Here is a 22,917-nt window from a genome sequence, read left to right as displayed (position 1 = left end):
AACGCAGAAATAAGAATGCGATAAGATAACGGGAGCCTGATGCGCGCAGATATAAATCAACAGGGAGAAGTATCGCCAACACGCATTACCACAAACCAAAGAGTCCCTGATCAGGCAACCCTACGAACAAACCTTCTTCACGTTGCTCGATGGGATACGTCTTCAGGTAATATCCTTCGCCACTGGTATTGCGCCCACTCTTGATGCTGAACTTATAGCGGTGCAGCGGACAAACCACATTGCCCAAGGCGTCGATATAACCGTCGGCCATGATGCCGCTCGCATGTGGACATTTATAAGCAAAACCGAAAAGCGCATTGTCAAATTTACCTACGCAGATCTTCTTGCCTTTTACCTCCACCACCGACATGTTATTGGTGTTCAGAAAAAGTTCCGCTTCGCTGGCGGCGATCAGGTGCCAGATGTATTTTTTGTCAGCCATGCGTTGAATAGTACAAAAGCAACATCCCGGGCGCAGCCCGGGATGTCTATGCGTAAGACTAGAAGTAATTGGTCTTGTAGGGATAACGGATCAGGTACAGGTCCTTCACCTTGTTGAGGATCGTTGCACGCAGCTCGTCGAGGTTGCGCCTTTCCAGGGCAGAAATAAATACGCAATTACCTTGTAAGGTGTTTTGCCAGCTTTCCTTCAGCTCTTTCAGGATCTCCCCCTTTACCTCTTCTTCCAGCCACGGGTCAAACGTGTTCTTTTCGTAGAGGTCCATTTTATTAAAAATGGTGATCACCGGCTTGTCATAAGCGCCCATCTCCTGCAGGGTACTGTTTACCACATTGATCTGGTCTTCATACTGCGGATGAGAAATATCTACCACATGCAGCAGGATATCCGCTTCACGCACTTCATCGAGTGTACTCTTGAAACTCTCCACCAGGTGGTGCGGCAATTTGCGGATAAACCCAACCGTATCACTGAGCAGGAAGGGCGTCGTTTCAAACACCACCTTGCGGGTAGTCGTTTCAAGCGTGGCAAACAACTTGTTCTCGGCAAATACATCGCTCTTGCTGAGCAGGTTCATGATCGTCGACTTGCCCACGTTGGTATAGCCCACGAGCGACACGCGGATGAATTCACCCCGGTCTTTACGCTGAATGAAAGATTGCTTGTCGATCTCCGCCAGTCTTCTGCGTAGCAACGCGATCTTTTCCTTGACGATACGACGGTCCGTTTCGATCTCCGTTTCACCGGGACCACGGGTACCGATACCACCACCAAGGCGTTCCAGGTGTTTCCACATACCCTTCAGGCGTGGCATCAGGTATTGGTATTGCGCCAGCTCCACCTGGATCTTTGCCTGGGCGGTTTTCGCGCGGCGGGCAAAAATGTCCAGGATCAGATCCGACCGGTCGATCACCTTGATGCCGATGGCATCCTGGATATTACTGATCTGCGAGCCGGTAAGCTCATCGTCAAAAATGATCAGGTTGATATCCCTTCCCGTAATGAAGGTCTTGATCTCTTCCAGCTTACCCTTCCCCAAAAAAGTCTTGCTATCGGGGTGCGGCAACTTCTGAATGTAACGTTTCACGGCGGTGGCGCCGGCGGTTTCTGCCAAAAATGCCAACTCTTCGAGGTATTCTTTTACCTGCTCTTCCGTTTGCGTCTTGTATACCAGACCGGCCAGTACCGCTTTCTCTTCTTTTTGAATAATGTTCTTGTTCTCTAACAACGACTAAAATATTTGAGTGCAAAAATAACCATTAAAATGGCAATGCACGTTTTGACTCGCCGGAAGGCCCGAAGAGCGTCGGATTACCCATTTACGGGCGCTGCTCAAAACCTGACCACCTTTTGCAGGTTCACATTGAGCGCTTTTCCGATCTTGCCGAGAGCGATGGCTAGCTGGTTGTCAATGGTTTTTACCGATATCCCTAAAATTTCGGCGACCTCTTTGTACCGCAATCCGTCTTCCTTGATCAGCTTGAAAACGAGTTTGCACCGCGGTGGCAGGTGGGTGATCGCCTGCTCTACCCGGGCCAGCATTTCGGCCGTCATCATCAATTGCTCGGGATTATTGTAGTGGCTTTCCAGCTCTACCTGCAGGTCGTCGATGGTGATAGACACCTGTTTTTGATACTTTAGCAGATACTTGAGGGCTGTGTTCTTGGTACTTATATATAGGTATACCTTGAGGTTGTGGATGGCTTCGAGCGAGGAGCGGCGTTGCCAGATGCTGATAAAAACATCCGATACGATCTCTTCCGACATCTCGTGGGAGTGGCTGAAAGTATAGGCAAACCGGAGCAGCGGCTTATAGAACAGGCAAAACAGTTCTTTATATGCCACCTCATCGTCATACAACGCAATACGACGCTGGATTTCCGGGATATGAGCAAGCTTCAACATAGCAACCGTTAATAAAAGACCATCATCGCTCGTCCATAGCTGCCTGCACAAGGTAAATCAAAAAATAAAGTAGATTTCTTCCCCATAGTAATCTAATTTCTCTAATTTTGCCACTCGCCGGAAATCCCGGCGCTTTCTTTGTCCCCTTTAGCGAGTAGAAGTATAACAGCGATCCACAGCTAAAGGCACTAATTTCGATCAGTTCTTTTTTTACATATTTTCTCCTGTCGGAGAGGGCCCTTAGCTCAGTCGGTTAGAGCATCTGACTCATAATCAGGGGGTCGTTGGTTCGATACCAACAGGGCCCACCTTCATACATGCCCGTAGCCTACGCTATGGGCATTTTTTTAACCTTAACCTTTCATTAACCGTTCGTAGGATACATTTGATCAATTATTTATCTGGTATGAAAAAAATCCTGACGCTTTTCGTTGCCCTGGCCTCTATGACTGCTGTAATGGCCCAGGACAGCACTAAAACAGCCGCCGAACCCAAGAAAAAAAGAGATTGGAGTAAGGTAAAACTCACCAACCGGCCCAACGACCACTTTATGCTGCAACTCGGATACAACAGTTGGAGCCAAATACCAGATACCATCAACACAAAAGGCCTGCCCCGCACCTTCAACGTATATTTCATGTTCGACCTGCCCTTCAAAAGCGATCCCCGCTTCAGCGTAGGTATCGGTGTAGGCGTAGGCAGCGATAACATGTATTTCGATAAAATGGAGATCGACATCACCGGTCGTCGCGGCAATACCCTCGGGTTCCGCAACCTGGCCGATACCAACCACTTTAAAAAATACAAGCTCAACACCACATTTGCCGAAGCGCCCATCGAACTGCGTTTCGTGTCAAACCCCGAAAACACCAACCGCAGCTGGAAATTTGCCGTGGGCGGTAAAGTCGGTACCATGCTGAGCGCACACGTAAAAGGTAAAACCCTGCAGTCCCGGACAGGTAACACGATCAACGCTTACACGATGAAAGAAAAATCCAAGCGTTATTTCAACGGAACCCGTCTGTCGCTGACTGCCCGGGCAGGCTACGGAGCACTGGGCATTTTCGCCAGCTACCAGGTCAACGCTTTCGTGAAAGAAGGGTTTGGACCAGATGTAAGGCCATTCCAGATCGGCTTATCCCTCAGCGGATTATAATAGTACCGGACCCCACCGTCCGGCTGACATAAGAGCTTAAAAAAATGCCCCGCGCAAAGCGGGGCATTTTTTATTACCCGTAATATATTGAACGACCAGTGTACACGCCCTACCCTTGTTGGGGGGAATGCCGCAGGGCAACAGCATAGCTAAAGCGTCGATAGCAGGTAGCTGTCGCGTATTTCAAGTAAACCAAAAGTAAAGCGAGAGTAAACCGGAAGTAAACCTAGAGTAAACCGAGAGTGATTTTGTACCCCCAGCCGGGCAGTAAGGAGAGGCCCCAGGGCGACCAACAACTGATATGGAGCAGATAGTTGGCATAAGTAAGAACGCCTGGTATACCTCAAAAATAATGCGGGAAGCGCCCGATTCCTACTAATTATTTCGTGTTCTCCATCCTTTCCATGACCCATGACCGGGAAAATGACAAAACTTGTCACGAAACCGACGACAACCATAACCCCTTCTATTCGCAACTTTGCTTCCTGGCACGTCACCACGCGTTGGCCATTCCTGCAAGTCCATCGATGATTGCTTCCTGCACCGAAAAATAATTTTTATAACCCTTTGGGGGATTTGATCAGGTTTCAGGCTCCTTGACAATAAGACACCTAACCAACCAGGCAACCAACCACTCTATGTCGACTGAACGAATTTGGGAACTAGTGGCGAGAAAATTGGCGCAGGAAGCCTCGGCCAACGAGCTGGAGGAGCTGGAGCAACTGTTGCGAACACACCCGGATCTCCATGTGCCCGTACAGGCCATCACGGATCTGTGGCTGCAAGGTTCATCGCCGTTGGAGGAAGCGATCCTGGCAGCAGGCTACCAGCAACACCTGGCACGCATGAACGCACAAGGGGTTTCCATCGGTCAGTCACCAAACGACAACGCATTCCTGCTGGAAGGGGCCCGAAAGCCCCGCGGTATTTATTGGAAGTATGTGGGCATCGCGGCCGCCGTACTTGCCACGGCATGGTTTTTTTACTGGATGATGCTCCCTTCGGCTGCCAGCCGACAGACCGCAACAGTAAAGAACCAACCCAGCGAGATCATAACTAAAAATGGTTCCCGGACAAAGGTCCAATTACCAGACGGCACACAGGTATGGCTGAATGCGGGTAGCAAACTCACCTACGACAAAGAGTTCAACACTACCCTGCGCGAGGTCACCTTATGGGGCGAAGGTTATTTTGACGTAGTGCGGAATGAAAAGAAACCATTTATCATCCATACGGCACAAATGGATATAAAAGTGTTGGGCACGCAATTCAACCTGCGGTCTTACCCCAACGACAAAACCGCCGAAGCTGCCCTGATACATGGTAGTATAGAAGTACGGTTAAAAAACAGACCAGCCGAAAAGATCATTTTGAAGCCACATGAAAAGATCGTCGTCAACAACAACGACACCTTGCCCATGACCGAAAACATAGCCAAAAGTCAAAAAGATCAGCGCAATGCATTGGTTGTGATCAAAGGACTTTCGCAGCAGGACGATAGCACCTATGCCGAAACGTCCTGGCTCGATAACAAACTGGTCTTTACGAACGAATCATTTCCGGAGCTGGCCACCAGGCTCGAACGCTGGTATGGCGTCACGATCCGGTTAACAGATGAACACGTGTCCGCCATGCGGTTTACCGGGGTATTTGAAGACGAAACGATTGGAGAAGCATTAAGAGGACTGGCCATTACCTCCCCCTTTACCTACCGCATACAGGGAAAGTCGATAACGATATCCAGATAGCGATTACTAACTAAACAACAGACTGCCGATGTACCAATTGAACAGCACTTAAATACATCCGGAAAAGCAAACAGGATTCCGTTGGCGCGGAACCCCGTTTGTTGGCGAAAAAGATTAAGGTATGCTTACAACCCTCGCAAAGTTGAACGTACCATTTGATAACCCTTTTCAAAGCTTAAAGTATGAAAAAAAAGAGGACTTTTCCCGATTTCTTCGGGAGGCCTGGACTATTAAAGCTCGCATTAATCATGAAGTTGACGGTTGCCATACTCCTTATTAGTTGTCTGCATGTGTCAGCCGGCGTCTATTCGCAATCCCGGATCACCCTCAACATGCAATCCGCCGATATCAAAAAGGTCCTGGCGGCGATAGAAAAGAAGACTGATTATCGGTTCTTATACAATGAGAACTTGTTGACGGCAGGGCAGAAAGTAAACATCAGTGCAGTGGAAGAAGAAGTACTGTCCGTGGTACAGCGGGTGTTGCAAAACACCTCACTGACTTACGAAGTACTCAACAAAAAGCTCGTCGTACTGAAACGCGCTGATATGGTCGTGCAGCCCGCCGAAGTCACGGGTAAGGTCACCGACTCCGTCGGAAGTCCCATCGTAGGCGCCTCCGTCCGGATCAAAGGCTCCAACGCCGGCACCGCTACCGACGCCAACGGCAATTTCTCCCTCACCGTGCCCGACAATGCCACCCTGGTCATTTCTTCCGTAGGCTTCGAAACCCAGGAAGTCGTGGTGGGTACCCAAACGACCATCAATATTACCCTCAATGCCAGCTCCTCCGCCCTCGACCAGGTGGTCGTAGTAGGTTATGGTACACAACGCAAAAGAGACCTCACCGGCTCCGTCGCCTCCGTAAAAGGAGCCGATCTGGCCAAGCAGCCAGTGCAAACACCCACCCAGGCCATGCAGGGACGCGTAGCTGGCGTACAGGTCATCAGTTCCGGACAGCCCAACAGCCTACCCGTAGTACGGGTTCGCGGTACCGGCACCATGCTCGGTGGCGCCAATCCGTTGTACGTGGTAGACGGGGTCATCACCGATGATATCCGCAACATCAACTCTGCCGATATCGTGACGATGGATGTGCTGAAAGACGCATCTGCCACCGCCATCTATGGTATGCGGGCGGCCAACGGCGTATTGCTCATCACCACCAAAAAAGGGCGTACCGGTAAAATGGTAGTAGCATACGATGGAACGGTAGGCGTACGGGAAGCTACCAGCCTGGTCGACATGGCTGGCCCCAACCAATATGCCAATTACCTCAACGAAGCCAGTGTTTACTACGGCAGTGGCGACAGCCTCGTACCCGCATCCCGCCTCACAGGCCACCAAACCGACTGGTTCGATGAAATACTTCGCACAGGCTTCATCCAGAACCACAACGTGTCGCTGTCCGGCGGCAACGATAAGATGACCTATTTCCTGAGTGCAGGCTACCTGTCCGAAGAAGGCATCGTAGAGCAGAATAAGTTCAACCGCTTTACCCTTCGTTCCAACAACGACTACAGGATCACCAGCAAGCTGAGGTTGTCAACCCTCGTATCCTACAGCCGCTTCGATCTCGATGATATAGACCCCAATGTGCTGAACAATGCCTACCGCGCCGCTCCCTATGTACCAGCCAAGATCGGCAACCGCTATGGCAATACCTCAGCCGCCAACAACGTGGCCAATCCCCTCCTGCAACTAGAAAAGCGCTACAACAACGGCATCGGCAACCGCCTCCAGGGAACCTTCGCGCTGGATTATAAACCCGTCGACTGGCTCACCCTGCGCTCCAGCATGGGTGTCGACCTGGATTTTTATAAGAACACCACCTACCAATACAAGTACGGCAGTGATACCGTTACCTTCCTCACAGCAGGCGGCAACCAGCAGCAAACAAACAGCGTGCTGACCGCTACCTCCAACCAGGCCAGCAAATGGGTATGGGACAATACGGCCACCTTCGCTAAAACATTCGATAAGCATAGCCTGAACGTACTGGTGGGCATCACCTCCGAGCAGTACCGCTTCAGCAGCCTCGTAGGCAGCCGCCGCGACGTACCTGAAAACAGGAACCAATGGTTCCTCAACACCGGTACCGCAGATAACACCATCACCAATTCCAACTCGGGCGATAAATGGACACGCAACTCCTACATCAGCCGGGTCAATTATTCTTACGACAGCCGCTACCTGCTCACGGCCACCTTCCGGGCAGATGGTACATCGCGTTTCAGCAGCGACAACCGCTGGGGTTATTTCCCCTCGGTCGGTCTCGGCTGGAATATCACGGCCGAAGACTTCATGGCCAACCAGGATGTCTTCAGTAACCTGAAACTGCGTGGTAGTTGGGGTAGGGTTGGTAACGACAACATTCCCACCTCGCTCTATTACTCGCTGGCCACTATCAACGTGCCGTATTATTTTCAGGGCACAGGCCAACTGGGCATCTCCTTCGATCAGTTGAATGACAAGAACGTAAAGTGGGAGATCACCGAAGAATACAACGTAGGGCTGGAATTTACCACACTCGGCAAACGCCTGAGCGGTGAAATTGACTACTACAACAAGAAAACAACCGACGCCCTGGTGTATGTAAACATACCAGCCACCCTGGGCGATCAGGATGGACAGGCCATCGTAAATGCCGCCAACTTCCGCAATGCGGGTGTGGAACTCTCGCTGGGATGGAATGATAAGATCACCAACGACCTTACCTACAACATCAGTGGTAATATCGCTTACAACAAAAATGAGATCATTGGACTCAACGGCGGCCAGGCGCTCTTCGCAGGCGCTGTATCGGGCCAGGGCAATATCACCAAGTCAGACAATGGACAGCCCATCGGTAGCTTCTTCCTGCTGCAAGATGATGGCATATTCCAGTCACAGGCCGAGATAGATGCCTCCGCCCAGAAAGATGCCCGCATCGGTGATCTTCGCTACCGCGATATCAGTGGCCCCGATGGTAAACCCGACGGTATCATCAACGACCTCGATCGTACCTACCATGGCGCTTATATTCCCAAGATCACCTACGGCTTTACCATTGGCGTAGACTACAATGATTTCGATTTCAGCCTCAATGCCTATGGCACCGCAGGCGGAAAGATCTACAATGGTAAAAAAGCGACCCGTGGTATCGATGCCAGAGACAACCTCGAAGCGTATGAAGCCAAGAACCGCTGGACGCCCAACAACACCAATACCCCCGTGCCCAGGGCACATACCGGTCAGCTGCCGGCATCTACCTGGTTCCTCGAGAAAGGTGACTTCCTGCGGTTAAACAACCTGACCATCGGTTACACCATTCCGAAGAAGACACTCGACAGATGGCGCATCAACAACCTGCGTGTATACCTCACCGGGCAGAACCTGATCACCATCACACCGTTTACCGGTTTTACACCAGAGTTGCTGCCAACAGGCGACAGGCCTACGCTCAATGCGGGCATTGAACTGGGTGTATATCCCACCACCCGCACATTTGCATTGGGTGTAAACCTTGGTTTCTAATTAATCATTCAGACAAACGCATTTGATATGAGAACGATAAAACAACTTGGTAAATGGATGCTGCTGCTGGCTGTGCCGCTGCTGATAGCATTGAGTTGTGGTAAAAGCTTCCTGGACGTGCCGCCCCAGGGGCAGATCACCGAAGAGCAGGTACTGACCGACCCCAACGCGGCCACCAACCTGGTGACCGGGGTGTACAACACGCTCTATTTTGGCGGCTTTGGAAACAATACCGTTGGGTTTCTAATGGCCTTTGCCGGCGATGTCACTTCTGACAACTCCGATAAAGGCAGTACGGCCGGCGACTACTCGGCAGGCGGTCAGCTGGATAATTTCACATTCACACCAGCCAATGACATTTTCAACAACCTGTGGCTGGGTCATTACCAGGCCATCGCCCGCACCAACAAAGCGATCGATATCCTGAACACCAGTACGATTGATGAAACGGTCAAGCGCCGGCTGCTGGGCGAAGTACGGTTCCTCCGTGGACTGTACTACTTCAACCTCGTAAGAATGTTCGGCGGCGTACCCAAGATCACGCGGGTATTGACACCGGCAGAGGTCAACAGCGATGAAATTCAAATAAGGGCCTCAGCCGCCGACATCTATAAGCTCATAGAAGAAGACCTGCAATACGGGGTCGACAACCTGCCGGTGAAAGGAGATGCAGGAGCAACCATAGGCCGTGCCACCAAAGGTGCTGCGCAGGGTTTGCTGGCCAAGGTATACCTGTATGAAAAGAATTACCAGAAAGCCTTCGACCTGTCCAGCGCAGTCATCACGTCGGGCCGGTACGCACTGACCGATGACTATGCCGGCATGTTCCGGGAAGTAGGAGCCAACAACAGCGAGTCGATCTTTGAAGTACAGACCGGCACACACCGCGGACAAACCAACTGCGATGCCGTAAGCCAGATATACAGCAATGGTCAGGGCCCCCGCTCCAAAGCTGCCTGGAGAAACAATGTCAATGGCCTCCAGTATGATGGAGATCTTGGCTTTGGCCTCAATACCCCGTCAGCCGATCTCGCCAACGCCTACGAGCCGGGTGATACCCGCCGGGCAGGCACCATTATATTCATCAATGCGACCGGTGGCGCCAACGCAGGCACCCTGCTGTGGGATGGATTCCGCATTCCCACCCAGGACTCGGTCGAGAACCAGCGCTATAACTACAAAGCGTATCATAGCCCCTTCCGGGAAACCGCCAGCTGCAATGGCTATACCGATAAAGATTACAAGCCCAAGAACATCAGGATACTCCGCTATGCAGAAGTCGTGCTGATCTATGCAGAAGCGGCAGCCAGGCTGGGCAATGGCGATGGAACGACCAAGCTCAATGAGCTGCGGGCAAAAAGAAACCTGGGCACCACCACCGGCACCGTAGATAATGTTTGGAAAGAACGCCGGGTAGAGTTGGCCATGGAGCACGATCGCTTCTTCGACCTGGTACGGCAGGGACGTGCCGGTACCGTCATGCGTGCCCATGGAAAGGCTTTTGTGGATGGAAAACATGAGTTGTTTCCCATTCCGCAAATACAACGTGACCTCAGTGGCAACCGCCTCACACAAAACCCCAATTACTAATCATCATCGGTTAAAACGATTGTTATGACAACGCAATATAAAAATAGCAGCCGCCTGGCCAGTGTAGCGCTCGGTCTGATGGTATTGGCTACAGCCTGTACCAAGGCAGAGCTGGAAGATGATTTTCCCAAAGGTGATCCGCCACCCATCGGGAATTACACGAACTCAAACGAGATCGCTCCGGCAGACCTCGTAGCGTACTGGCCGCTCGACGGCTCCTACGCGGATAGCAAAGGTGGCGTAACCGGCGGTACCCTCACCGGCCGCGGTGGCGGTTTCACTGCCGGCAAGAAAGGACAAGCCTACCAGGCGGGTGATAGTTCTTTCATTGCATTCGCCAATGCAGGCCCGCTGGCATCGCTCACCAGCTACACCGTATCGATGTGGATCAATACCGAAAAGCATCCCGATGGAGCGCAGGGTGTTTTCACCGTGGCCAAGCAGGATGGCTCCTTCTGGGGCAATTTTTTCATGCTGATCGAAAGTGCAGGTGCTTCTGAGAACCGCATGCTGGTGAAGGTGCACTTTGAAAAGAACGTGACCCCCGCCGTGCCCAATGCGGAACACTGGATGGAAACCACCGGTGACAAGCGGATCAATGATATGTACAGCGGCTGGCGGCACATCGCCTATACCTACGACGAGGCCACTTCCACCTTTGCCATGTATGCCAACGGCAACAAAGTAGGGTTTACAGATGCTGAATCCAAGAGGACCGCGTCTACCGGTGTACCATTGGGTGCATTGGCCTTCAAGAATGCTACGCGGTTCATTCTCGGGGGATATCAGAACCACTTGGGCAATCCACCCTTCAACGGACTGGAATCCTGGATGAAAACCTACACGGGCAAGCTCGACGAGTTCAGGGTGTATAAGAAAGCACTCTCCGGTTCAGAGCTCATCTCCTTGTTCCAGTTGGAAAAACAAGGAAGATAATTATTCATGATAAAGGCCGCCGGCCCATAGCCGGCGGCCTTTTAGTCGAAATAACGGTAGATGATCGTACCTAAGATAGTACTGATAACAGGCATGCTCGGTCTACTGGCAGCCTGCGGCAAAAGTGATGATCCGGCACCACCTACGCCGGCCACTTTCAGCTATGTGGCCGCTTCTGTCAATGGTGTCAGCAACGGCAGTTTTGAATACAATGTCAGCGGCCGTCCCGTAGTTCGGCTTAACTTCTCTGCGCCCATCAAACGTAGCACCGTGGCCGAAGGCGTTATATGGCGCGAACCTGGTGGTGCAGTGGTAGCCTATCAGGCAAACTATACAACGGGCGATAGTGTACTGGTGTTGCAACCTACTACGACCTTAAAAGGATTTGCCAGGCACACGCTGACCCTTTCTACAGCCCTGCAATCGACCGCCAACGCCGCCCTGAAGAATACACTGACCTTCTCGCTCAATGCCGGCATCGATTCAACCCGCAAATTCCCCACCATCACCGACGATGCCCTGCTGACCAAAGTGCAGCAGCAAACCTTCAAATACTTCTGGGACTTTGGACATCCGGTATCCGGATTGGCCAGGGAAAGGAATACCTCGGGGGATATCGTCACATCCGGCGGTTCAGGTTTTGGCATCATGGCCATCCTCGCAGGTATACAACGTGGCTTCATTACAAAAGCGCAAGGACTCACACGCCTGCAAACCATGACATCATTCCTGAAGAATACAGCCCAGAAATACCACGGCGCCTTCCCCCATTGGCTCAACGGAGCTACCGGCGCCACGGTACCCTTCAGCGCCAAAGACGATGGCGCCGACCTGGTAGAAACGTCTTACCTCATTGCAGGACTGCTCACAGCCCGTCAGTACTTCAACGGTGCCGATGCGGCCGAAACCGCCTTGCGCAACGACATCAACGCCATCTGGAATGGCGTGGAATGGAGCTGGTTTCGCAAGAACAACGAAAACGTCTTGTACTGGCACTGGAGCCCCACCAACAATTGGGATATCAATCTCCCGATTAGAGGCTGGAACGAATGCCTGATCACTTACATACTGGCAGCCGCTTCCACCACCAGCACCATTCCAAAAGAAGTATATACTGCCGGCTGGGCTTCCAATGGTAGCAACACCTTTGTCAACGGCAATACCTATCTCGGTATACAATTACCGCTCGGTCCACCGCTGGGTGGCCCCTTGTTCTTTGCGCATTACTCCTTCCTCGGTATAGATCCGAACGGACTGACCGACACCTATGCGAATTATCGCACGCAGGTGACCAATCATTCCAGAATAAATTATGAATATTGCAAGGCGAATCCCAAAGGGTATTATGGCTATAGCGACTCCTGCTGGGGCCTTACGGCCAGCGACATACAGGGAGGGTATACCGCCAGTTCGCCTACCAATGATGTAGGGGTCATCGCGCCCACTGCAGCATTGTCCTCTTTCCCCTTTACCCCTGCCGAGTCATTGGCTGCCCTTCGGTTCTATTATTACGTACTGGGCGACAAGCTCTGGAAGGACTATGGGTTTATAGATGCCTTCTCGCTGAAAGATGCGTGGTTTGCCGATTCATTCCTGGCCATCGACCAGGGCCCTATCATCGTAATGATCGAGAACTATCGCAGCGGCCTGCTGTGGAATCTGTTGACAGGTTGCCCGGAAATAAAAGCCGGTATGAAGAAGCTTGGCTTTACGGCACCCTATCTTTAATAAAGACATAGTATGAAAAAACGATTGATCGTATACGCTCTGCCGGTGATACTGGCAGCTTGCGGCGGCCCGGGTGGTACGCCGGATGCAATGTCCGGTTCCGATACGGCCACGGCCCGGGAAGACAAAACACAAATAGCCGACACGGCCCTTTTTCGCCTGGTACAGGAGCGCACGTTCCAGTATTTCTGGGACGGGGCCGAGCCAACGAGCGGCATGGGCCGCGAACGCTTTCATGTCGATAACGTGTACCCACAAGACGACAAGGAGATCGTAACCAGCGGTGGCAGTGGCTTCGGCGTGATGGCCATCCTCGCTGGCATCGAAAGAGGTTTTGTTGCCCGCGACTCCGGCAGGGCCCGCCTGGAAAAGATCGTAGGCTTTCTCGAAAAGGCAGATCGTTTTCATGGAGCCTGGTCACACTGGATCAATGGAGAGACCGGCAAGGTCAAGCCCTTTGGACAGAAAGACAATGGTGGCGACCTGGTAGAATCATCCTTTATGCTCACCGGCCTCTTGTGTGTCCGCCAGTATTTCGCCGAAGGCAACGAGGCCGAAAAGCAACTGGCAGCCCGGGCAGATAAGCTATGGAAAGAAGTAGACTTCAACTGGTACCGCAACGGCAAAAATGTGTTGTACTGGCACTGGAGCCCTTCCTATGCCTGGGAAATGAACTTCCCGGTAAGAGGCTACAACGAATGCCTGATCATGTATATACTGGCCGCGTCCTCTCCCACACATGGAGTGCCCGCAGCCGTATACCACGAAGGATGGGCCGAGGGCGGTAAGATCGTTGCCAATCCACCCAAACAAACGGGTACACCCGCTAAGAAGTTTCCCTATGTACTGAAGCTGCGCCACCAGGGCAATCCGCCCAATGGAGGACCGCTGTTCTGGGCACAGTACTCCTACCTCGGCCTCGACCCACGTGGGCTGAAAGACAAATATGCCGACTATTGGGAAGAGACCCGCAACCAGGTACTCGTCAACTATGAATGGTGTGTGGCCAATCCTAAAAAATACAAAGGCTATGGCCCCGATAATTGGGGACTCACCGCTAGCTATTCCGTAAATGGCTACGCGGCCCATGCCCCCGACACCACCAACGACCTGGGGGTGATCACGCCTACAGCTGCCCTGTCATCATTCCCCTACGCCCCCGAACAGGCAACAGCCGCCATGCAATACTGGTACAACAATCTCCGCGATAAACTCTGGGGACCTTATGGGTTTTACGATGCCTTCAGTGAAACCGACAACTGGTTCCCGCCCCACTACCTGGCCATCGACCAGGGCCCCATCGTAGTGATGATGGAGAACCACCGGAGCGGCCTGCTGTGGAACTTGTTCATGAGCTGCCCGGAAATAAAAGCAGGCTTGAAGAAGCTGGGATTTGAAAGTCCGCACCTGAAATAATACTCATTAATAGGGGTAACCGCATCCCCGGTTGTTTTATAAGCGTATGAAAAGGTTGTTATTTGTTGGCGTACTGATCGTGCTTGCCTGGCTGCCCTCCCGGGGACAGGCAAAACCATCAACCTATTGCAACCCCATCAATATTGACTACGGCTACTCACCCATTCCCAACTTCAGCGAATGGGGGCGCCACCGCGCCACCGCCGATCCGGTGATCGTCAACTACAAAGGCGACTTCTACCTCTTCTCCACCAACCAGTGGGGATACTGGTGGAGCAGTGACCTCAGCAACTGGCATTTTGTATCCCGCAAATTCCTGAAGCCCTGGCACAAAGTGTACGATGAATTGTGTGCACCGGCAGTAGGGGTGATGGGCGATACCATGCTCGTATTTGGCTCCACCTATTCCAGCAACTTCCCCATCTGGATGAGTACCGATCCCAAAGGCAACCAGTGGAAAGAGGCGGTAGACTCCCTTGCCATCGGCGGCTGGGACCCCGACTTCTTCCTCGATGACGACGGCCGGTTTTACATGTACAACGGCAGCAGCAACCGCTATCCGTTATACGGCATCGAGCTCAACCGTAAGACCCTCCAGCCAATCGGTACCCGCAAAGAGATGTACCTGCTCGAAGACTGGCGCTACGGTTGGCAGCGATTCGGCGAATACAGCGACAATACTTTCCTCGATCCTTTTATTGAAGGCGCCCATATGACAAAGCACGGGGCAAAATACTACCTGCAATACGGAGCACCAGGCACCGAGTTCAGTGGTTATGCCGACGGTGTAGTGGTGGGCGACCATCCCCTGGGGCCCTTCACCCCGCAGCCCGACCCCTTTAGCTACAAGCCTGGCGGCTTTGCGCGGGGCGCCGGGCATGGCAGCACCTTCCAGGACAACTACAAGAACTACTGGCATGTATCCACCATCTCCATCTCGGTAAAGAACAATTTCGAGCGTCGCCTCGGCATCTGGCCCGCCGGCTTCGATGCTGCAGGCACCATGTGGTGCAATACCGCCTTTGGCGATTATCCGCATTTCCTGCCTGGGGCCACCTCCCAAACACCAGATAAGGTTTCCACGGATCATGGCGCTTTCACCGGCTGGATGTTGCTCAATTACAACAAGCCGGTGACCGTGTCTTCTACCCTCGGCAGCTTCTATCCCAACTATGCAGTCGATGAGAACATCAAAACTTACTGGAGCGCCGCTACCGGCAACAAAGGCGAATGGATCCAGACCGACCTGGGCAACCTGAGTACGGTGCGGGCCATTCAGCTCAATTACGCTGATCAGGAGGTAAGTTTCCCCCAAACCATGGATTCAGTGTATCTTGGCAAAACGCTGGGACTGTATCACCAGTACCGGATCATGCATTCGGTTGATGGCAAGAAATGGAAAGTGCTGGTAGATAAAAGCAACAACAAGACGGATGTGCCGCATGATTACATTGAGCTCGCTGCTCCGGTACAAACAAGATATATCCGGCTGGAAAACGTACAGATGCCCACCGGTAAGTTTGCCATCAGCGGCCTGCGGGTATTTGGTCATGGCAATGGCAGTGTACCCGATACAGTCAAGACCTTTGTCGTATTGCGCACAGAAAAGGACAAGCGCAGTGCCTGGATCAAATGGCAACCGGTTGACAATGCCTATGCCTACAATATTTATTTCGGCACTGAACCAGGCAAATGGTACAATTGTATCATGGTGCACAGCGCCAACGAGTATTATTTCAAAGGCATGGACAAAACCTTACCTTATTATTTATGTATCGAATCCGTCAACGAGAACGGCGTTTCCAAAAAAGCCCATATCATAAAGGTGGAATAGTACATTTGCCCCACCAACGTACAACCCAACCAAATTATGCAAGTAGTAGAATTATACCCGGTCCTTCGTCAATCCCATGCAGGTAGGAGCATTACCAGACCGTCGTCCATGCCTATTGCTGTTGCCGGCAAGTTCCTGTTGCTGGTGGTTTGTCTCACCCTCTCCGTTATGGCTGGCTATGCCCAGGACGGACTGTGGGGCGAGATCAAGGCCTTTAAGAAACAAGACAGCCTGACCCCTCCACCCAAGAACGCTATCCTGTTTACAGGCAGTTCTTCATTCAGGATGTGGCATGATGTACAGGCCGCCTTCCCCAACCACACGATCATCAACCGGGGCTTTGGAGGCTCCACGCTGAACGATGTGATCCTGTATGCCGATGACATTATATTCCCCTACCAGCCCAAAGAGATCGTGATCTATTGTGGCGAAAACGATATCTCATCCTCCGATAGCATCACCGCCAAAACGGTATTCGGTCGATTCGAAAAGCTGTTTACCCTGATCCGCAAGAAAATGCCCCAGGTCCCCATCGTGTTTGTGGCCATGAAGCCCAGCCCCAGCCGGGAGAAGTTTCACCACAAGCTCTTACAGGCCAACCAACTGATCAAGAGCTACCTGGGCAAGCAAAAGAAGGCGGCGTATGTCGATGTATATAAACTGATGCTCGACAACGGAAAGCCGGATGAAAGTTTGTACCTGAGCGATAGGCTGCACATGAATGCGAAAGGGTACGCCATCTGGCAAAAAGCGATCCTGCCCTATTTGATCAAGTAGTTATAACCGGGTGAAAGCCCGGTACCTAATAAAACAAGATATATGTCGAGAAAACTATTATCGGTGGGTTTGCTGGCGGTCTGCCTGCAGGGCCAGGCGCAGTTGGACAAAGAGGTAAAGATGAATCAGTACATTACCATCCTGATGCAGAAGATGACGCTGGAGGAAAAGATTGGCCAGCTCAACCTGCCTTCGGTAGGGTTCGATGTTACAGGGCCGATCCTGAGTCAGGGGGTAGAAGAAAAGATTAAAAAAGGGCTTGTGGGTGGCGTGTTCAATACCTATACCCCCGCGGCTGTACGTAAGCTGCAGGAGTTAGCCGTCAACGAAACCCGTTTGAAGATACCCTTGCTGTTTGGTTATGATGTCATCCATGGTCACCGGACTATTTTCCCTATACCATTAGGGTTATCCGCCACCTGGGACCCCGCTTTGGTACAGCGTACTGCCAGGGCCGCCGGCGATGAAGCAGCGGCAGATGGGCTTAACTGGGTGTACTCCCCGATGGTAGACATAGCCCGCGATCCCCGCTGGGGCCGCGTGAGTGAAGGCGCGGGAGAAGATCCTTATCTCGGGTCGCAACTGGCCACAGCTTATGTGAAAGGCTACCAGGGCAATGATTTCATCCTGGATAACACCGTACTGGCTTGCGTAAAGCATTTTGCCCTGTATGGCGCCGGAGAAGCTGGCCGCGATTATAATACGGTCGATATGAGCCGCCTGCGGATGTACAACGAATACCTGCCGCCTTATAAAGCCGCCATCGATGCTGGTGTAGCCACCGTGATGACCTCCTTCAATGAGATCGATGGTGTACCCGCTACGGCCAACAAATGGCTGCTGCAGGACCTGCTCCGTAAACAATGGAAATTCAATGGACTGATCGTTACAGACTATACAGGTATTCCTGAAATGAGCGCCCATGGTATGGGAGATGCGAAGAAGGTAGGCGAACTCGCGCTGAATGCTGGTAATGAAATGGACATGGTAGGCGAGGTATTTCTGAAGTATGGAGCGGAGCTCGTGAAGTCGGGAAAAGTTGACCAGGCAGTGATCGACGCCGCTTGTCGCAACGTGCTCGAAGCAAAATACAAGCTGGGCTTGTTCGACGATCCATATCGCTACGTGAATGAGGCCCGCAATAAAACGGCCATCATGAACGAAGCCAAACTGGCTCTGAGCAAAGAAGCAGCCATCAAGAGTATGGTGCTGCTGAAGAATGCCAACAACACGCTGCCTTTGCAAGCGGGTAAGAAGATAGCCTTCATCGGTCCGCTGGTACAGGATCAACGAAACCTGATCGGCAACTGGAGTGGCGCCGGCGACTGGAAAAAAGCCGTCAGCATCTGGTCTGCCCTCGAGCAGAAATACGGCGCGGGTAAATTCCTGTATGCCAAAGGAGCAAACCTGATCGATGATCCCGCCTTGCGTAAGCGGCTGAACGACCACGATGGTCAGATCACCCTCGATGAAAAATCTCCTGAACAACTGATCACCGATGCGGTACAAACTGCCCAGCAGGCTGATGTAGTAGTAGCCGTATTGGGAGAAGCATTCGGCATGACAGGTGAAGCCGCCAGCCGCAGTATGATCGGATTGCCCGATAATCAACTGGAATTGTTAAAGGCGTTAAAGAAAACCGGCAAGCCGATTGTATTGGTATTGATGAATGGTCGCCCGCTTACCTTACAGTGGGAGAACGATAATGTGGAAGCCATACTCGAAACCTGGTTCGGAGGCACACAAGCCGGAACCGCTATCGCCGAAGTCTTGTTTGGCGAAGCCAATCCTTCCGGTAAGTTGAGCATGACCTTCCCACGCAATGTGGGCCAGGTGCCGATCTATTACAATCATAAAAACACAGGACGTCCTTTTGACGAAAACCAGAAGTACACCTCCAAATACCTGGATATACCCAATAGCCCCCTGTATCCTTTCGGTCATGGGTTGAGCTATACCACCTTCAGTTATGGGGAGATCAAGCTCAGCAAACCGACCATAACAAACGCAGACAAGCTGCAGGTGACAGTACGGGTTGAGAATACCGGCAACTTCGATGGCGTGGAGACCGTACAACTGTATATACGCGACCTCGTGGGCAGCATAACCCGCCCGGTAAAAGAGTTGAAACGTTTTGAGAAAGTATCGCTAAAGAAAGGAGAAGGAAAAGACGTTACCTTCACCCTCTCGGTAGACGACCTGAAGTTCTACAACACCGACCTGAAGTTCGTGGCCGAGCCGGGCGACTTCAAAGTGTTTGTAGGCACCAGCTCGGAGCAGGTAAAAGAAGTTGCATTCAGTTTAAAATAGTTGCATTGGTTTGACGCATGAACCAGTGTAATATGCAAGGTGGGCTACGTAGGGGTAGCCCACTTTTTTGTGCCTGCCCGAAAGGGACTTATCTTTAGTACCAACCCAATCCACGCAACATGAACGTGCAAAAGCTCTTTGGTAGCCTTGTCTTTTTACTGGCATTGAAGGGAGCCTACTGCCAGCCAGCCGGCAACCGCGCCAAACCCATGAACATCATTTTTATCCTCGCCGACGACCATCGCTACGATGCCATGGGATTCATGAACAAAATGCCCGGACTGCAAACACCCGGTATGGACCGCATGGCGCGGGAGGGAGCACACCTTAAAAATGCGTTTGTGTCCACAGCACTGTGTTCACCCAGCAGGGCTTCCATCCTGACTGGCCAATATGCCCATACCCACACTGTGGTAGACAATGAGGCACCGCTGCCTGCCGACCTCACCTTTTTCCCGCAGCAGCTGCAACGCAGCGGCTACCAAACGGCTTTTCTCGGTAAATGGCATATGGGCAATACCGACGACCGGCCACAACCCGGTTTCGATCATTGGGTAAGCTTTCAGGGACAAGGCGTTTACTACGATCCCACGTTCAACATCAATGGTCAGCGGGTAAAGCAACCGGCTGGCAGCTATACCACTGACTTGCTGACCGATAATGCACTCGACTGGCTGAACCATCGGAACAAACAAAAGCCCTTTTTCGTCTATCTCTCCCACAAAGGGGTTCATGCAGAATTTAAACCAGCGAAAAGGCATGCCGGCAAATATGCCAACCTGCCCATCATCTGCCCACCTTCCATGTACCTGACGGCTACCGATAGCAGCAAAGTATATGGAGAAGTCACAGCACCCAAAGGGCCGGTCAACTATAAAGACATTCCTCAATGGGGTACGTCATCAGCGATATAGCTGGCATGGTGTAGACTTCATGTACCATGGCGACATAAAGTTCAATGACTTCTACCGCCAATACCTGGAAACCCTGTTGGCAGTAGATGAAAGCATACAACGGGTGTTGGATTGGGTAAAAGAGCAGGGGCTGGAGCAAAACACCGTAGTGGTGTATATGGGCGATAATGGCTTTTCTTTCGGAGAACATGGGCTGATCGATAAACGACATGCCTATGAAGAGTCCATGCGGGTGCCCCTGCTGTGCTGGGCGCCGGGACTGGTAAAGCCGGGCACGGTAGTGCCCCAGATCGTGATGAACGTAGATATTGCGCCCACCTTCCTGGAAATGGCCGGCGTGACAAAACCTACTACCATACAAGGCCAATCGTTTGCCGACCTGCTGCGCGGCAAACAGGTGGCCTGGCGGGATAAGGTCTTTTATGAATATTACTGGGAAGCCTCTTTCCCCCAAACGCCCACCATATTTGCCATCCGGACAGACCGCTACAAATACATCTACAACCACGGCGTTTGGGACATCAACGAACTCTACGACCTGCAAAATGATCCCTACGAGATGAATAACCTCATCCGGGATACCAGTTTGCGCAAAACTGGAACCGCCTTGAAGAAGGAGCTTTTCTCCTGGCTGGAGCAAACCAATGGCTTGCAGATACCCTTGAAGCAGCCGCCCGGCCGCATCGATCACCAATTCCGGAATACGTATTAGGGGGCAGGCTAATCCGTCTGGGCGTACAACCAGCTGCCGCGGTATAGGTTTTGCAGAGGTCTGCCAAAAAAGCATATGCGCATATTAGGCGTCCTCCTGCTGATCGGTGGTATCCTGTTGGGATACTTTGGGTACCAGAAATTTGATGATAACAAAGCCGGCGTGAAGATTGGCGATCTGGAAATTACCGCTAAAGATGAGAGCAAAACCACCTCGGGTTATATCATGATGGGAGCCGGCGTGGTAGCCATTATCGCGGGTGCCGTGATGTTGTCCAGAAAGGGCAGTTGATTGGTCAATTCCATCCTGTCACCAATAACCGGGACGCGGCCGTGTCAACAGAAACATGGCCTGCATGAACGGTATTGCCCCGCTGATTACAGGCCATGATCAGTAGAGCTCACTACCACACGTATGTGCCAGCCGACCCGGCCCCCAGCGAATGAGTGGCCCACTTACCCTTATAGCGGATATTAAACGTCTCCGGTGCATTACCGTCGTTGGAAATGATCAATACCTTTTTGCCGGCGGGCGTTACAAAAGCCACATTGAGCAAATTGCCGGCTGGGTTGCTGCTGATGCGTACGGAACCTGCGGGTACAAACTTCGAGGCATGGCCGATGATATAGTAAGCTACATTCCGGGTAGCAGCAGCGCCAATGGTCAGCGCGCCTTTGCAGGTGGTACAACCGCCGGGCGTGTGCGGACCGAAGCTGGCGTCGTTGGCCAGGTTCCACTCCAGGGCAATCCGGCTCCAGTTACGGGTGGCGCCGATGATCACGTTCTTCATATGCCATTTCAGATCGCCGTCGAAGCTGCCGTTGGAGGCGGTGTATTGTTCGGTGAAGTACACGTTCTTGTCCGGGTGCGCATTATGGACCTGCCCCAGGGCAACAATATCCCCGGCATAAAGGTGAAAGGCGCTGCCATCCACAAAGGCCTTGGCCGCCGCATCGTTCAATATGGCCAAAGGATAATCTGGCCGGTCGCAATTGTGATCATACACAATGATTTTGGTATTGATATTCGCCGCTTTAAACGCCGGGCCGAGATGGCTCTTGATGAAAGTTGCCTGCTGTTCGGCCGTCATGTGCAAACTGGGATTGTTGCCGTCGTGCAACGGTTCGTTTTGCGGTGTGATGGCATCGATGGTAATTCCTTCTGCTTTCATGGCTTGAATATACTTGACAAGGTACTGCGCATACACAGCGTAGTACTCCGGTTTCAGATTACCGCCGATCGTGCTGTTCTTGTCTTTCATCCATACCGGCGGACTCCACGGACTGCCCAGGAATTTAATGGCAGGGTTGATCGCCAGGATCGCTTTGAGCAATGGAATAACATCTGTCTTGTCAGGCCCCAGGTTAAATTGGTCGAGGTTCGGATCGGTTTGGCCCGCAGGCAGGTCATTGTAGCTAAACACCGAGGGACTGAGGTCCGAGGCCCCGATGCTCAGGCGTAGGTAGCTGATGCCGATCGAGTTTTCTTCGTTGCCAAATAATTCGCGGAGCAGGGCATTCTTTTCAGGGGCACCCATGCGGTTGATCACATACGCGCTGCCGCCTGTCAGGGTAAAGCCAAATCCGTCGATCGTTTGGTATTGCTGGCTGCTGTCCACATCGATGTTCACAAAGGCATTGGCCAACGTGCCAAAGGAAAGCACGGCCGTTTGCTTTTGTAGCAACGATTGCTGATCACCGGTGGTGATCCAGGCTGCCACTTCGGCATTGCCAGCTGGTGGATTGGGCGGTGGTGTACCGCCACCATCATCCCCTTTGTTACTGCCGCAACGGCAATTCGTAAGGCAGGTAACCAGCAGGATCAAAAGAAGGCGTTGTCGCATGGGCTCTTAGATTAAAGTGTAAAGAATAGGCGGGTGTATTCAACCCGCCTATTGCGATAGCCGGACCGGCCAG

At 52.2% G+C, this 22,917-nt stretch carries 17 protein-coding genes and 1 tRNA gene; 14 read left to right on the top strand and 4 right to left on the bottom strand.

The window, feature by feature from the left end; translation table 11 throughout:
• Positions 1-85 precede the first annotated feature (85 nt).
• The 3 genes from P2W70_RS07475 to P2W70_RS07465 form a co-directional block, all read right to left on the bottom strand.
• Entirely contained in the window at positions 86-442 is a 357-nt protein-coding gene (locus P2W70_RS07475) for a Rieske (2Fe-2S) protein (protein ID WP_276480814.1), read from the bottom strand.
• Between the two features lie 58 nt (positions 443-500).
• A complete protein-coding gene (gene hflX, locus P2W70_RS07470) occupies positions 501-1,688 on the bottom strand; it encodes a GTPase HflX (protein WP_276480813.1) in 1,188 nt (395 codons plus the stop codon).
• Positions 1,689-1,792: 104 nt separating this feature from the next.
• Positions 1,793-2,365 carry an RNA polymerase sigma-70 factor gene (locus tag P2W70_RS07465; RefSeq protein WP_276480812.1) on the bottom strand — a complete coding sequence of 191 codons (573 nt, stop codon included), beginning with the start codon at positions 2,363-2,365 and terminating at the stop codon, positions 1,793-1,795.
• A 234-nt stretch (positions 2,366-2,599) separates the two neighbouring features.
• Between P2W70_RS07465 and P2W70_RS07460 the strand changes: the two genes are divergently transcribed.
• The 14 genes from P2W70_RS07460 to P2W70_RS07395 all read left to right on the top strand — a co-directional run bounded on the left by P2W70_RS07460 (position 2,600) and on the right by P2W70_RS07395 (position 21,292).
• Positions 2,600-2,673: transfer RNA gene (locus P2W70_RS07460), tRNA-Ile, on the top strand.
• 98 nt (positions 2,674-2,771) lie between these two features.
• Positions 2,772-3,521: a porin family protein gene (locus P2W70_RS07455; RefSeq protein ID WP_276480811.1), complete on the top strand. Its 750-nt coding sequence runs from the start codon at positions 2,772-2,774 to the stop codon at positions 3,519-3,521.
• A 638-nt stretch (positions 3,522-4,159) separates the two neighbouring features.
• Positions 4,160-5,269 carry a FecR family protein gene (locus P2W70_RS07450; RefSeq protein ID WP_276480810.1) on the top strand — a complete coding sequence of 370 codons (1,110 nt, stop codon included), beginning with the start codon at positions 4,160-4,162 and terminating at the stop codon, positions 5,267-5,269.
• A gap of 248 nt (positions 5,270-5,517) precedes the next feature.
• On the top strand, positions 5,518-8,784 hold the full coding sequence (locus P2W70_RS07445) for a SusC/RagA family TonB-linked outer membrane protein (RefSeq protein WP_276480809.1): 3,267 nt from the start codon (positions 5,518-5,520) through the stop codon (positions 8,782-8,784).
• A 27-nt stretch (positions 8,785-8,811) separates the two neighbouring features.
• On the top strand, positions 8,812-10,374 hold the full coding sequence (locus P2W70_RS07440; RefSeq protein WP_276480808.1) for a RagB/SusD family nutrient uptake outer membrane protein: 1,563 nt from the start codon (positions 8,812-8,814) through the stop codon (positions 10,372-10,374).
• Between the two features lie 24 nt (positions 10,375-10,398).
• Positions 10,399-11,310, top strand: coding sequence for a LamG domain-containing protein (locus P2W70_RS07435; RefSeq protein ID WP_276480807.1), 912 nt, complete (start codon positions 10,399-10,401; stop codon positions 11,308-11,310).
• Between the two features lie 60 nt (positions 11,311-11,370).
• Positions 11,371-13,038, top strand: a complete 1,668-nt coding sequence (locus tag P2W70_RS07430) for a glucoamylase family protein (RefSeq protein WP_276480806.1) — start codon at positions 11,371-11,373, stop codon at positions 13,036-13,038.
• Between the two features lie 12 nt (positions 13,039-13,050).
• Entirely contained in the window at positions 13,051-14,454 is a 1,404-nt protein-coding gene (locus tag P2W70_RS07425; protein WP_276480805.1) for a glucoamylase family protein, read from the top strand.
• Between the two features lie 46 nt (positions 14,455-14,500).
• Positions 14,501-16,288 carry a family 43 glycosylhydrolase gene (locus P2W70_RS07420; RefSeq protein ID WP_276480804.1) on the top strand — a complete coding sequence of 596 codons (1,788 nt, stop codon included), beginning with the start codon at positions 14,501-14,503 and terminating at the stop codon, positions 16,286-16,288.
• A 108-nt stretch (positions 16,289-16,396) separates the two neighbouring features.
• Positions 16,397-17,065, top strand: a complete 669-nt coding sequence (locus tag P2W70_RS07415) for a GDSL-type esterase/lipase family protein (RefSeq protein WP_276480803.1) — start codon at positions 16,397-16,399, stop codon at positions 17,063-17,065.
• Between the two features lie 42 nt (positions 17,066-17,107).
• Complete coding sequence (gene bglX / locus P2W70_RS07410; protein ID WP_276480802.1) at positions 17,108-19,375, top strand: beta-glucosidase BglX; 2,268 nt, start codon at positions 17,108-17,110, stop codon at positions 19,373-19,375.
• A gap of 119 nt (positions 19,376-19,494) precedes the next feature.
• Positions 19,495-20,289, top strand: coding sequence for a sulfatase-like hydrolase/transferase (locus P2W70_RS07405; protein ID WP_276480801.1), 795 nt, complete (start codon positions 19,495-19,497; stop codon positions 20,287-20,289).
• Positions 20,213-21,001, top strand: coding sequence for a sulfatase/phosphatase domain-containing protein (locus tag P2W70_RS07400; RefSeq protein ID WP_276480800.1), 789 nt, complete (start codon positions 20,213-20,215; stop codon positions 20,999-21,001). The genes P2W70_RS07405 and P2W70_RS07400 overlap by 77 nt, the downstream gene beginning before the upstream one ends.
• A 75-nt stretch (positions 21,002-21,076) precedes the next feature.
• Entirely contained in the window at positions 21,077-21,292 is a 216-nt protein-coding gene (locus P2W70_RS07395; protein ID WP_276480799.1) for a DUF3185 family protein, read from the top strand.
• A gap of 112 nt (positions 21,293-21,404) precedes the next feature.
• Here P2W70_RS07395 and P2W70_RS07390 read toward each other — a convergent pair whose 3' ends face one another.
• A complete protein-coding gene (locus P2W70_RS07390; protein WP_276480798.1) occupies positions 21,405-22,844 on the bottom strand; it encodes a glycoside hydrolase family 30 protein in 1,440 nt (479 codons plus the stop codon).
• Between the last annotated feature and the right edge of the window lie 73 nt (positions 22,845-22,917).

Source organism: Paraflavitalea pollutisoli (assembly GCF_029360705.1).
GTDB lineage: Bacteria > Bacteroidota > Bacteroidia > Chitinophagales > Chitinophagaceae > Paraflavitalea > Paraflavitalea pollutisoli.
This window is presented reverse-complemented; position numbering and strand designations above follow the sequence as displayed.